This is a genomic window from Janthinobacterium psychrotolerans, assembly GCF_001677885.1.
GTDB lineage: Bacteria > Pseudomonadota > Gammaproteobacteria > Burkholderiales > Burkholderiaceae_D > Janthinobacterium > Janthinobacterium psychrotolerans.
This window is the reverse complement of sequence record NZ_LOCQ01000040.1, coordinates 18,830-32,017: the sequence shown is the minus strand read 5'-3', so window position 1 is coordinate 32,017 and position 13,188 is coordinate 18,830. Positions and strand designations below refer to the sequence as shown.

Sequence of the window (13,188 nt, the reverse complement as noted above, 5' to 3'; positions counted from 1 at the left end):
GTGATTTCGTTCGGTCCATCGTATAATTAATTACAAATCATTAGATTGGATCGAACGATGACATTGGACCAGCTACGCATTTTTGTTGAAGTCGCACAACGGCAGCACCTTACCCAAGCGGCTGCCGCCCTATTTTTGTCCCCGTCGGCCGTCAGCTCCTCGATCAAGGCCCTGGAAGAGCACTACGGCACGGCACTGTTCCATCGCATCGGGCGGCGCATCGAACTCTCCGAAGCCGGGCGGATCTTTTTGGCGGGGGCTCAGCGCACGCTGGCCAGCGTGCGCGCCGCCGAAAACATGCTTTCGGAACTAGGTGAGATGAGGCGCGGCACGCTGGCCATTCATGCCAGTCAGACTATCGCCAGCTACTGGCTGCCTCGCCTGCTCGTTCAATTTCGTCAAACGTACCCCGCCATCGACCTGACTTTGGAAGTGGGCAATACCGACAGCGTGGCGCAGGCCATCCTGCTGGGTGGCGCTGACCTCGGTTTCATCGAAGGCGACATCGACGAACCCTCCCTGGCCATCGAAGCTGTGGGGGAGGATCAGCTCGTTGTCGTGGTAGCACCCGATCATCCATGGTCCGCCGGGGTGCCGCTGGCGGCTGCCGACCTGGTGCAGGCGCAATGGATTTTGCGCGAAACCGGTTCCGGCACGCGTTCGGCGTTTGAGAAAGCGCTGTCGGACATGGGCGTGCCGGTCGCCGCAATGCAGGTTGCTCTCAGCCTGCCGTCCAACGAGGCGGTGCGCAGCGCGGTGATGGCCGGTCCCTTTGCCACCGCGATTTCCGAACTGGTCGTGGCATCGCATGTTCAGGCGGGCCTGCTGGCGCGCGCGGCGCTGGTCCTGCCGGCGCGTGGGTTCTCGATGCTGCGTCATCCTGAACGCCATCGCAGCCGTGCGGCGCTGGCATTTGAAGAATTGATGAACACAAAAAAATAAATACAAATACATGGAATAAAAACAGGGCAATGACGTTTGCACCTGTAGCAAGCCCGTTTTTCAACCTGACCTGTACTGGACCGCACCCATGAAAACCACCCACCTGATGTTCCTGTTGGCCAGCACCATCGGCATCGCCACCACGGCTGTTGCCGGGCCTGCGCTGGATATGGCGCAAGCCCACTTCGCCGCCATTGGCGCCGGTGAACACGCCGCCATCGTGCATGATTACGCCGACAATGCGCGGCTGACCTGGGTTGGTGGACCGCTTGACGGCAGCTACGACGGTGCAGCCGCCATCGGCGCCGTATGGAGCAAGTTCGGCGCGATGGGCCCGCTGCGCGTCACCGTTATGGGCGCGTCCGAGTCGGTCAATCCGAAGGGTGCGACCGTCACGGCGGCAGTGCAATTCGACGGCAAGGCCTCCATCAAGGTGCGCTACGTGTTGACCTACCGCGACGGCAAACTGGTCAATGAAACCTGGCAGATCGATCCGAAGCTGGCCGCCAGCGCGATGTAATCACTGGTTCCATGAGCGTCCTGCCCCTTCTTCCCGGCGCGGAGTTGCTGGCGTGTGTCCCGCGGCTGCGGCGCTACGCGCGCGCGCTCGTGGGCGAGCGCGCCGCGGCCGATGACCTGGTGCAGGACACGCTCGAACGCGGCTGGGCCCAGCGCGCCGCGCTGCAACCCGGCACGGACGCGCGCGCCTGGCTGTTTGCGATCATGCACAATATGCGTATCGATCAGATACGGCGCGGCGCACTGGTCACCGAGCCGCTCGACGATGATACGCCGATGCCGGCCCTGGCGGATCGCAGCACGGTCAGCATCCAGGTGCGCGAGATGGATGCCGCGCTGCGCCTGCTGAGCGAAGAACAGCGCGCGATCCTGCTGATGGTCGGGCTGGAAGACATGCGTTATGAAGAAGTGGCGTCGACGCTCGGCATCCCGGTCGGGACCGTCATGTCGCGGCTCGCGCGCGCCCGCGAAAAGCTGCGCAGCCTGATGGACGGCGGCGCCCGCGTGAACTCGTTGAAAGTCGTGAAATGAACCTGCCCGTGACTGAAGCCGATCTGCACGCGTACGTCGACGGCGTGCTGCCGGCAGCACGCGCTGCCGAGGTCGCCGCCTACCTGGCAGAGCGCCCCGAGGAAGCTGCGCGCGTGCGCGCCTACGCGGCCCAGAACGACGCCATGCATCGCCTGTTCGATCCGGTGCTGGGCGAACCGGTCCCGGCGCCCATGGCAGCGGCCACCACGCCGCATCGCAACCGGCACTGGCAATGGCAGGCGCTGGCGGCGGGCCTGGCAATCGCGTTGGTGAGCGGTGGCGCCGGCTGGGGCTTGCGCGGCGCGGCAACTGGCCAGTCCCTGGCGCGTATGGAGCAGCAAGCGCCCGCGTATCAGCAGGCAGCGTGGTCCGGCCTGGCACACCAGGCCGCAATAGCCCATGCCGTGTACAGCCCGGATGTGCGCCGGCCAGTGGAAATTCGCGCCGACCAGGAAGACCAGTTGGTGACCTGGCTGTCGAAGCGCATGGGCAGCAAGATCCGTCCGCCGCATTTGGGCAAGCTGGGCTATGAACTGATCGGCGGGCGCCTGCTGCCCGGGGCCAGCGGGCCGGTAGCGCAATTCATGTACCACGACGGCGCTGGCCAGCGCCTGACGCTGTACGTGTCGACGGAGCAGGCGCGCAACAAGAACACCGGCTTTCGGTTCGCCAAAGAGGGCGACGTCAACGTGTTTTACTGGATCGACGGGAAGTTCGGCTATGCGCTGTCCGCAGCCGTCGACAAGGGCGAACTGGCACGGGTTGCCAGCGCCGTCTATGAACAACTGGAGGGACCGGTTTGAAATTTTCACTTTTTTTGGGCGCCATGCTCTGGTGCTGCACCGCCACAGTCTCGGCGCAGCATGCTGGCCACCATGGCGCGACTGCGCCGCCTGCCTCGTTTATCGCCAGTAGCGACAGGCCCTATGCGTCTCTCGCGGATGATGCCATGGCGATCATGGATGACGGCATGCGACGCGCGCCCACAACCGGGGATCCCGCGCATGACTTCATGAGCATGATGATTCCTCACCATCAAGGCGCGATCGATATGGCCAAGGCCATCCTGGTGCACAGTAACGACCGCGAACTGCGCAACCTGGCACAAGGCATCATCGTCGAACAACAGAACGAAATCAATGTAATGCGCGCCTGGTTGCAACGCTACCAGGCAGCCCACGGCGCAAGAGCCGATTCCACCAACGCAGACACCAGGAAAGACTCTCATGCAACTCACTGAATTGAATAAGCTCACCTTCGCCATGACGCTTGCGGTCGCTGCCATGGGTACTGCGCAGGCTGCGCCAGGCACACAGGACCGCGTCTATACAGCTGACCAGAACAGCAACACCGTTTCGGTGATCGATCCATCCACCAATCAGTTGCTGGGACAAATCCGGTTGGGTAATCAGCGGCCCGACATCCTGTCTCCTTTGTACAAGGGGCAAGTGAATGTTCATGGACTGGGTTTTTCGCCGGACCATAAAACCTTGATTGCGATATCGAATGGCTCCAATTCGGTGACCTTCATCGACACGGCCACCAATAAGGTCAAGGGCGTTACCTATATCGGGCGGTCGCCTCACGAAGGATTTTTCACCGCGGACGGTCGCGAAGTCTGGGTCGTGGTACGCGGCGAAGATTACGTCTCGGTCATCGATCCTGTCACCTTCAAGGAAAAACGCCGGATCCAGACAACAGGTGGTCCGGGCATGGTGATGTTCCATCCCGATGGCAAACTGGCGTTCGTGGTATCGAGCTTTAATCCTGTCGTCGATGTCATCGACATGAAAACATCCAAAGTGATCAAGCATATTTCTGTCACTAGCCCGTTCTCGCCGTTCTTGCAGTTCACGCCTGATTTCAAGGAAGTCTGGATGACGCACAAGGACGTTGGCAAGGTCACCCGCATCGACGTGGCGACGCTGACAGTCAAAGGCGTCATCGACACCGGTTTTATTACCAACCACCTGGCGTTCGGGAAGAACGCTGGCGGCGCAAGAGCCTACGTGACAGTGGGCGGAGAAAATGTCGTCAAGGTCTATTCCACCGGTGATCAGCCACAACTCATGGCGACGATACCGACCGGGGCCTTGCCGCATGGCGCATGGGCGTCGGACGACGGCAGCAAAGTGTACGTTGGTCTCGAAAACGGCGATGGTGTCGACGTGATCGACACCGCAAGCAACAAGGTCGTCGCGCATGTGGCGGCCGGCCAGGCGCCGCAAGCGCTTGTCTACGTGTCCCATGCCGTGCCCACCGGTGCTGGTACCAGCAACCTGGTGCCGCGTGTGAACGGCGAGTCGAGCAATATCGCTCTCAAGTCCCGCGGCGACGGCAAAGGATTCGTGGTCGTGCGCAGCCTGGGCGTGACCGATGCACTGGAAGTGTTCTTGTACAAACTGAAACCGGAGACTGTTTACAACGTCTACGCCGGTGGTCAGCGCGCGCCGGTGGGTCGCTTCAAGACTGACGGCAAAGGCATGGCGAACGGTACTGCCATTGGGCCCATGCGCGACGTGCGGCCGGGCCTGGCGCAGCAGCCTGCTGGCGCCAGCCGGATCCTGGTGATGGAGGGCGACACGCCAGCCGGAGCGGAGCAGGCAGCGCTGGCGAGCAGCGAGTGACGTCTGGCGTGCCGGTGGCTCCCTTGCTGGACGATGTAGCCGAACTGGCACGCCGCGTCGAACTGCTGTCTCTTCCCCATGTGGTCGCGCTCAACCAGTGGGTCGACACGCACGCAGCCGTCCGCGCGCTGCCGTACTTCGATCCGCTGGACGGCGGCGCCGATGCGTCCATTCTCATCTTGCTGGAAGCGCCGGCGCGCCATGCGATGCGCCCGCGCTTCGTCTCGCGCGACAATCCTGGTCCTGCGCAGCGCAATCTTCAACGTTTCCTGGCGCAAGCCGCCGTCGCGCGTGCGCGTACCGTGCTGTGGAATACCGTGCCCTGGCTGGCCGACGAGCAAGCTCCGCCGGCGCGCCTGGGTGTGGCGGCGGTACGTGCAGGCATCGCCATGCTAGGCGATGTGCTGGACCTCCTGCCATGCCTGCGGGTGGTCGTGCTGGCCGGACGCACGGCCCGCCAGGCCCACGCTGCCATCGAGGCCAGGCGGCCGGGCTTGATCGTACTGGAAATGCCTCATCCGAGTCCGCTATCTGTTTGTACGTCGCCAACTGTGGCCCCGCAAATCGTCGCGACACTGGCGCGCGCGGCGCAACTGGCGCGCTGAACGTTGGCCTTCAGGGCCGGTTCATCGACGCAATACAGGGAGAGACGAACAGGTTGCCACGGTAAGCGCCGAGCGCGGTGCGCCATGCGACAACCAGCCACAGGCTTGCCAGTACCACTACCAGCGCGCTGCCGAAGACCTCGAAGAACAGCGAATCGAGCACCTTCGCCAGACGCAGCGTGGTGACCGCGAATACGCCGAGCGGAAAGGTATAGCCCCACCAGCCCAGGTTGAATGGAACGGCTGCCCTGAAGTAGCGCAGCGTAATCAGGGTTGCCAGCATCATCCACCACAGGCCGAGTCCCCAAAGCAGCAGGCCGCTCACCACGCCCATCCCGTTGGCCACGTGGCCAACCTCGGCCAGGCCAAACGGCGCCAGCGTCGCCGGCGCGGCGGCGCCGAGCACCAGCATGCCGAGCGCGCCGGTGCCCACTGGTCCCAGCGCCAGCCAGCTCGATGCCGCCATGCTTTCGTGCGGCAGTTTGTGCAGGGCCATGCGTAATAACAGAATCGCGAGAATGCTGAGCGCCACTGGCACCGAGTATGCCCACAGCACGTAGCCGGTGATCAGGACTGTGAAGCGCGCGCCACCATCCTGCAGGTGCGGCACAAGCAGCCCGGCGCTCGCCGCTGCAACCTCGGCAGCGACGACCGGCAGCAGCCAGACCGCCGTCATCTGGTCGATGCTGTGCTGCTGGCGCGTGAACATCAGGTAAGGAATGAGGACGCCGCAAGCAAGTGCCATGGCCACATCGATCCACCACAAAGCTTCGGCCACCGCGACGGCGGCGGCGCCCCAGCGCGCCACGCCAAAGCTGAGAAATCCATTGATAATTGTAGCTAATCCCATGGGAATGGTACCGAAGAACATGGAGACGGTCGCATGGCCGAACACCTGTTTCGCTTCGTCGAAAAACATGACCCAGCGCGCGCTGTACAGCGCGGCAAACAACACGAACAGCGCAATGTTAAAAAGCCAGAGTCCCTCGGCCAGGCGGGCCATCCCCGGGAGCGCGCCTGGCAGTTGGGCGAGCGCAAGCGACAAGATGCCGGTGCCCATCGTTGCCGCAAACCAGTTCGGCGTAAACTGACGGATCACTTCGATAGGACTGCGCAGCTGGCGTAAGGGTGTGGCGCCAGCGGCCATCGCCTGAATTTCCTTGAATGACATGCAAATCCTTGATTGAAGGCGTGAAGCCGGATGGCATCCGGCATATTCCGTCAGCATAAAGCAAAGGCCGTACTAGCATTAATCAACCTGTTTCCTAGCTAGATATGACTTGAATTATGCGTTTTCCTGTTTTGATGCGGAGTATTAAAGTGGTTTCATTCTGCTGACCTGCAAAGGTCGCGGTCAGCACCGCTCCCCACCATTTACGAGGAAAACATCATGCACGCTCCAAAACGTATCGCGGTCACCGGCGCCGCCGGACAAATCGGTTATGCCTTGCTGTTTCGCATCGCCAGTGGCGATTTGCTGGGCCCAGATCAGCCGGTTATCCTGCACCTGCTTGACCTTCCCCGCGCGCTCGGCGCACTGAACGGCATCCGAATGGAGTTGGATGATTGCGCGTTTCCACTGTTACAGCAAGTCGTCATCACGGATGATCCACTGACAGCGTTTCGCGACATCGATCTCGCGATCCTAGTCGGCGCGCAGCCGCGCAGCAAGGGCATGGAACGCAAGGATTTGCTGGCGGCGAACGCCAACATTTTTGCCGAACAAGGCAGAGCACTCAACGCGGTTGCGCGGCGGGACGTGAAAGTGCTCGTGGTGGGCAATCCCGCCAACACCAATGCGCTGATCGCCATGACGGCGGCGCCCGATCTGGCGCCGTCCTGCTTCAGCGCGATGATCCGCCTCGACCAGAATCGCGCGCAAGCGATGCTGGCCCAGCACCTGCACCAGCCGGTGGACCGTGTCAGCCAACTCGTGGTATGGGGTAACCATTCGCCGACCATGTACCCGGACTATCGCCATGCCGAGGTCGATGGCCGGCCAGCGCCACTCGCCGTTGGCGACGAGTCATGGAATCAAGAGGTGTTCATTCCGACGGTCGCGCAACGGGGAACTGCAGTGATTGAAGCACGCGGCCTGTCCTCTGCAGCGTCGGCGGCCAATGCCGCATTGGACCACATGCGCGACTGGGTCTGCGGCAGCGCCGGGCGTTGGGTGTCGATGGCCCTGCCATCTGACGGATCGTACGGCATCGCCACGGGAATTTTCTTCGGCGTTCCCGTAGTTTGCCATGGCGGCCAGATCGAACGCGTCGCCGGCCTGGACATTAATGCGTTCGCCAGGGAGAAGTTGCAGCGGGCCGAGGACGAGCTGCGGCAGGAGCGTGCGGCGGTCGAGCACCTGCTGCACTAAGCGTCCAGGCCGGCCGCCATATGCGCAGCCTCGCGAGATACGCACCGGTGCCGCCTCGTATAATCCTGCATCGACTTCACGGATCCGGCTTCATGCGCCTTTCACTTCGCCAGCTCCAGATATTCCTGGCCGTCGCGCAATGCGGCAGCACGACGGCCGCCGCGACGGCACTCGCGCTATCGCAATCGGCGACAAGTGCCGCACTCAACGAGCTCGAATCGCTTCTCGACATCGTCCTGTTCGACCGGGTTGGCAAGCGCCTCGTCATCAACGATAACGGCCGCGTGCTGCTGCCGCAGGCACGCGAGATGCTCGACGCTGCAGCGACGATCGAGAAGCAGTTCGGCCGCCATGCGGCGCTCTCAGGAAACGGGCTGAACTTGGGTGCGAGCACGACCATCGGCATTTATGTGCTGCCGCCATTATTGGCCGCCGCATTCGGCAAGCATGCGGCCAATCCGCCACTCGTCAAAATCAGGAATACCGCCGAGATCGCCGCTGCCGTCGCGAACTTTGAACTCGACCTCGGGTTTATCGAAGGCCCGTGCACCGACGCCGCCCTGGAAGTGGCACCATGGCTCACCGATGAACTGCTGGTAGTCGGCGCGCCCGATCATCCACTGGCGCTGCAGAGCGCACGACGCGAGGTCACGCTGGATGAATTACGCGCCGCCCACTGGCTATTGCGGGAACCGGGCTCGGGAACGCGCGATGCCGTAGAGCAGGCGCTTGCGCCGTACCTGCACAGCCTTCGTTCGGCCGGAGAGTTCAGCAATGCCGAAGCGATCAAGCATGGCGCCGCCGAAGGACTGGGACTAGCCTGCCTGTCGCGGCTGATCGTGGCCGATTTCCTCGCGAACGGCCGCCTGGTTGCGCTATCGACGGCACTGCCGCCCTTGACCAGGCATTTTTTCATTGTCTACCACCGGCGCAAATTGCTGTCCCCCAGGTTGCAGGCGTTTCTGACATTCTGCCGCACAGAGCCGGTGCGTAGCCATCCATAGCGCAGCGGTCGGATAGCGGGCGCCTTGTCGAGACCGCTGGCTTTGCGATATGATCGCACCAGGAGATGACGTTCCTCCTTGAACCGCAGTGGAAACAGCGCTGCTGATGACGTCTACAGACACCTGACCTTGGTCGGGGCTGTAGGCGTTCGCGTTCACACCCCGGTCATTGGTCAGCCCGTATCGTTCGAGCAAAGATCGACCCAATGACAAACTCTTCCAATATTTTTCATATCGAGCAAATCGCACTGTTGCCTTCCATCGGCAAATGGCTGTGCATGGCAAGCGTGGTCGCCGCACTTGCCGGCAGCGCTGCTGCAGTATTTTTAATGACCCTCGATCATGCCACCGCGTGGCGCGAGGCGCATCGCTGGATCATCTGGCTGCTACCGGTTGCCGGGTTCGGCGTGGGAATGGTCTATCACCTGGCCGGTCGATCGGTGGAGCGCGGCAATAATCTCATCATCGACGAGATCCATGATCCCCAAAAGGTCATCCCGTTGCGTATGGTGCCGCTGGTGTTGGGCGGCACCGTCGTCTCGCATTTGTTCGGCGCGTCCGTAGGGCGCGAGGGAACTGCCGTTCAAATGGGCGCGGCGCTGGCCGATCAGCTCACGCAACTGTTTCGCGTCACGCCGGAGGGCCGCCGGGTCCTGCTGATGGCGGGCATGAGCGCCGGCTTTGCCGCAGTGTTCGGGACGCCACTCGCAGGCACCATCTTCGGCCTGGAAGTGCTCGCCATCGGCCGCATCCGCCATGACGCACTATTGCCCTGCGTTGTCGCCAGCCTCGGCGCCGACCAGGTCTGCCTGGCATGGGGCGTTCACCATACACACTATGCAATCGGGACGATCGTCCCTGTCGGCTTCTGGAGCGTTGCCGCCGTAATCGTCGCTGGCATCGTCTTCGGCCTGGCCGGCATGGCATTTGCCGTGAGTGCGCGCCGGGTGGGTGCCGCGGCGAAGCGGTGGGTTGCCTATGCGCCGCTGCGCCCGGCGATAGGCGGAATCCTCATCGCGCTTGCGGTATGGGGGTTCGATGCGTGGCACTACACCGGATTGGGCATCCCGGAGATCGTGCGCGCGTTCCAGCAGCCAGGGTCTCCCTGGGACTTTTTCGGCAAGATGTTTTTCACTGTCCTGTCGCTGGGCACCGGCTTCAAGGGGGGCGAGGTCACGCCGCTGTTCTACATCGGCGCGACGCTCGGGAACGCCCTTGCACCGATCCTGCATCTGCCGTTTGCCATGCTCGCCGGCCTGGGTTTTGTGGCCGTTTTTGCCGGCGCGGCGAATACCCCGATCGCAACTACGCTGATGGCCATCGAGTTGTTCGGGCCGGCAATCGGACCGTTCGCGGCCATCGCGTGCGTGACGGCTTATTTGTTTTCGGGCGACACCGGCATTTATCACGCGCAGCGTATCGGGCGGGGCAAGCACGGGATGTACCGGGGTGCCATTGCGGCCCCGGAATCTTCGATACGCTAACTGCAGGCGAGCAGAAATGTATGCTTGCGCGCGAATTCCGCATCCGTTGGGAGAACTTATATCGACATTAACCGTCGGGTTTAACACCTTAAACAGATTTTCCGGTTCGCTGCACTTCCTACCCCTGGCCCAAAAGTCTTCCACGGGCCAGTTTCAAGACCAATCCGATGGGCATGGCCAACGGCACTGCGATCGCGCCAATGCGCGACGTGAGCAACAGTCTGAACTCCAGGCCGTGACCGCGAGCCGCGTCTTGGTGATGGAAGGCGACGTTGCAGCCCATCCACAAGAGGCCGTACTGAGCAGCGCGCAGTAAGCAAATTGCGACAAAACTGTGTCAGTATGGCACTGAACAGTTTCATAACAATAACGGAGACCCGTATGGCGAAGACCTCGTTGGTATTGACGGCGGAGGCGGCGCGGCGCCGTTCCTTTCTGAGGCAGGCAGGCACGTTCGGTGCCGTCACCGCTTTCGGCAGCCCGGTATTGAGCGCGCTGGCTGCAGAAGCCGGCCACGTCACGCTGCCGTTTGAAAACGGCGAGCGCGAACTGGTCGCGTATCCCCAAAAGCGACCGCTGATCCTGCTTACCGCCCGTCCGCCGCAGCTGGAAACTCCGTTCAGTGTGTTCAACGAATCGGTGATTACGCCGAACGATGCGTTCTTCGTGCGCTATCACTGGAGCGGCATTCCCACCGCGGTAGATGCGCAGACGTACCGCCTGCGCGTCGGCGGCAATGTCAATACTCCATTGGAACTCTCACTCGCCGACCTCAAGCAAATGGCCGAGGCCACCGAGCTGGTCGCCGTTAACCAGTGCTCCGGTAACAGCCGCGGTCACTTGTCGCCGCGCGCCAACGGCGGCCAGCTATCGAACGGCGCCATGGGCAACGCCCGCTGGACAGGCATCCCGCTACGTAAGGTGCTGGAAAAGGCGGGCGTAAAGGCCGGGTCAGTGCAGGTCTCGTTCAATGGCCTTGACACTCCGCCGGTTGGTGACGGGCCCGATTTCATGAAGGCCCTCAATATCGATCATGCGCTCGACGGCGAGGTAATGCTGGCGTGGCAAATGAACGGGGTCGACATGCCCATGTTGAATGGCTATCCGCTGCGGCTGGTTGTACCTGGTTACTACGGCACCTATTGGGTCAAGCATCTCTCCGACATTACCGTTACCGACAAGGTATTCGACGGATTTTGGATGAGCACCGCATATCGCATCCCGGACAACCAGTGCGCCTGTACCGAACCGGGAAAGGCGACTATCCCGATCAATCGCCTCAACGTGCGTTCGTTCGTGACCAGCCTGACCGACGGCATGCATGTCAAGGCGGGGCGTCAGACTGTAGTGCGCGGAATCGCGTTCGACGGCGGCTACGGCGTGAATGAAGTGGCGTTTTCATCCGACGGTGGAAGGAACTGGCAGGCAGCACAACTGGGCAAGGACTTGGGGCGGTACTCCTTCCGAGAGTGGAGCGCGGCGTTCACGCCGAAACAGAAAGGGAACCACGAACTGCTGGTACGGGCGGTGAACCGGATTGGTCAAGGCCAACCCGCGAGTGCACTGTGGAACCCTGCCGGCTACATGCGCAACGTGGTCGAATCAACGCGCGTCGTCGCGGTATAAGGGGAACAAAATTGAAACATCCACTGATTTGTTCTCTGTTCACCATCGGCCTGATGGCTGCGGCCCCAGCTTTCGCCCTCGACATTCAGCTTCCGCCTGAAACTGCTGTCTTCAAACCCAGCGATTTGCCGGGATATGCGCTGGCCCAGCGCAACTGCATGACATGTCATTCAGTCCATTATATCCAGTCGCAGCCAACGACGTCGCCTCGCGGCTACTGGGATGCGACCGTGAAAAAGATGAAGAAACCGTTCGGCGCACAATTTCCCGATGCGGATATCCCGGACATCGTTGATTATCTGGTCAAGACCTACGGGGCCGAGCGCAGTACCGCAATTCCGACTGCGACAGCAGCGGTAAAGCCAGCTGCCGTGGCACGGACGGTCGGGACCGCCGCCGCAACCGACACAAAAGCGCTGCTTGCCACAAATGCCTGCACGGGATGTCATTCGATCGACAAGAAAATCGTCGGGCCGGCATTCAAGGAAGTGGTTGCTAAATACAAGGGAAAGGCAAACGCAGAGTCATTGGTAGCGCACAATATTCGGGCAGGCGGCGCCGGCAAATGGGGGCCTGTACCGATGCCAGCATTCGCCCAACTGAGCGAGACCGAGGCGATGGCTTTGGCGCATTACGTCCTGGCGCAGTAACTTTGATGCGGCGTTGCGGCAGATAAGAACGTGCGCTCTTGAATTTGGTCGCCACTCGATGTCAAGTCGAAGCGATAGTCCTGCGCGCCATAATTATTAGTGATGCTGCTGGGAACACCAGGTAGTCGGGCCGGACGCAGCATGCTTGCGCAACGTCCACTCCGATCACCGCAGCAAAGCCGCGTGGCGAAGGGATGGTGAAAAGGATCTGCCGGCCGCAAACGAGTGGACGGGGGAGAAAGAGGAACCTTGGCATATTACCTCGGCAGGGCCAGGCGCTCCACCTTGGTGCGCATGCCAACCTTGGCGCTTACCGCAAAGTGTAGGTTCTGTCGCGTTGTTGAGCGCAGCGCGGAATTTCCCTGGTGCGCATAACCGCGGCTTACAGGCTTAAAGCAACCCTACCTAGTCGTTTAGGCGACAGCAGAATGAAAAGGATCGCATTGATGCGAACGGCTGCTTTGGGTCGAAAGCGGTCCTACATTGAAGGACACGTTGCCTTAGCGCCCGATTTTTTCCGAATCCTGTGTTCTTCCCTAGAGCGGATGCGCACCAGTCACCGGTAATGGCCGGCCAGAGGCAGAGGAGGGCGCCTGTTGCCGAAGGCGGGCCAGACGAGAATCAGGTCACGGTCCAATATACCGCCCAGGAGCTCGGCAAGCAGCTGTCACACGCGAACGAGCGCATCGGATGGGCCTGCCCTTCCGTGATAATCCGTATTATCACGGAAAGATTATTACTCTTTTTGCGCGTGAAACAGGTATGATGGCCGGGTAAACCCCCATATTTATGGGGCCACCCATTACACGCCATGCCGGGCGCCGTCCCT

Annotated in this window: 13 protein-coding genes and 1 riboswitch; of the genes, 12 read left to right on the top strand and 1 reads right to left on the bottom strand. The window is 61.6% G+C overall.

The window, feature by feature from the left end; translation table 11 throughout:
* Positions 1-57: 57 nt before the first annotated feature.
* From ASR47_RS03350 to ASR47_RS03320, 7 genes are all read left to right on the top strand, one after another.
* Positions 58-942, top strand: coding sequence for a LysR family transcriptional regulator (locus ASR47_RS03350; RefSeq protein WP_065306347.1), 885 nt, complete (start codon positions 58-60; stop codon positions 940-942).
* A gap of 88 nt (positions 943-1,030) precedes the next feature.
* Positions 1,031-1,462 carry a nuclear transport factor 2 family protein gene (locus tag ASR47_RS03345; protein ID WP_056139895.1) on the top strand — a complete coding sequence of 144 codons (432 nt, stop codon included), beginning with the start codon at positions 1,031-1,033 and terminating at the stop codon, positions 1,460-1,462.
* Positions 1,463-1,473: 11 nt separating this feature from the next.
* On the top strand, positions 1,474-1,992 hold the full coding sequence (locus ASR47_RS03340) for an RNA polymerase sigma factor (protein ID WP_065306346.1): 519 nt from the start codon (positions 1,474-1,476) through the stop codon (positions 1,990-1,992).
* Entirely contained in the window at positions 1,989-2,795 is an 807-nt protein-coding gene (locus tag ASR47_RS03335; RefSeq protein WP_065306345.1) for an anti-sigma factor family protein, read from the top strand. Before ASR47_RS03340 ends, ASR47_RS03335 begins: the two co-directional genes overlap by 4 nt.
* Positions 2,792-3,232, top strand: a complete 441-nt coding sequence (locus tag ASR47_RS03330) for a DUF305 domain-containing protein (RefSeq protein ID WP_082488630.1) — start codon at positions 2,792-2,794, stop codon at positions 3,230-3,232. Before ASR47_RS03335 ends, ASR47_RS03330 begins: the two co-directional genes overlap by 4 nt.
* Positions 3,219-4,619, top strand: a complete 1,401-nt coding sequence (locus tag ASR47_RS03325) for a YncE family protein (RefSeq protein WP_065306344.1) — start codon at positions 3,219-3,221, stop codon at positions 4,617-4,619. Before ASR47_RS03330 ends, ASR47_RS03325 begins: the two co-directional genes overlap by 14 nt.
* A gap of 14 nt (positions 4,620-4,633) precedes the next feature.
* Complete coding sequence (locus tag ASR47_RS03320) at positions 4,634-5,224, top strand: uracil-DNA glycosylase (RefSeq protein WP_065306379.1); 591 nt, start codon at positions 4,634-4,636, stop codon at positions 5,222-5,224.
* A gap of 10 nt (positions 5,225-5,234) precedes the next feature.
* Here the strand turns inward: ASR47_RS03320 and ASR47_RS03315 are convergent, their stop codons facing one another.
* Entirely contained in the window at positions 5,235-6,395 is a 1,161-nt protein-coding gene (locus tag ASR47_RS03315) for a TDT family transporter (protein ID WP_065306343.1), read from the bottom strand.
* A 219-nt stretch (positions 6,396-6,614) separates the two neighbouring features.
* Here ASR47_RS03315 and ASR47_RS03310 point away from each other — a divergent pair, with 219 nt between their 5' ends.
* The 5 genes from ASR47_RS03310 to sorB all read left to right on the top strand — a co-directional run bounded on the left by ASR47_RS03310 (position 6,615) and on the right by sorB (position 12,359).
* On the top strand, positions 6,615-7,595 hold the full coding sequence (locus tag ASR47_RS03310; RefSeq protein WP_065306342.1) for a malate dehydrogenase: 981 nt from the start codon (positions 6,615-6,617) through the stop codon (positions 7,593-7,595).
* Between the two features lie 92 nt (positions 7,596-7,687).
* A complete protein-coding gene (locus tag ASR47_RS03305) occupies positions 7,688-8,599 on the top strand; it encodes a LysR family transcriptional regulator (protein ID WP_065306341.1) in 912 nt (303 codons plus the stop codon).
* A gap of 52 nt (positions 8,600-8,651) precedes the next feature.
* Positions 8,652-8,722, top strand: a riboswitch (Fluoride riboswitch).
* Between the two features lie 83 nt (positions 8,723-8,805).
* Entirely contained in the window at positions 8,806-10,083 is a 1,278-nt protein-coding gene (locus tag ASR47_RS03300; protein WP_065306340.1) for a voltage-gated chloride channel family protein, read from the top strand.
* A gap of 381 nt (positions 10,084-10,464) precedes the next feature.
* The gene (gene sorA, locus ASR47_RS03295; RefSeq protein WP_065306378.1) at positions 10,465-11,709 is read left to right on the top strand and encodes a SorA family sulfite dehydrogenase catalytic subunit; all 1,245 of its coding nucleotides are present in this window, start codon (positions 10,465-10,467) and stop codon (positions 11,707-11,709) included.
* 11 nt (positions 11,710-11,720) lie between these two features.
* Positions 11,721-12,359, top strand: coding sequence for a SorB family sulfite dehydrogenase c-type cytochrome subunit (gene sorB, locus ASR47_RS03290; protein ID WP_245714247.1), 639 nt, complete (start codon positions 11,721-11,723; stop codon positions 12,357-12,359).
* The last annotated feature ends 829 nt before the right edge of the window (positions 12,360-13,188 follow it).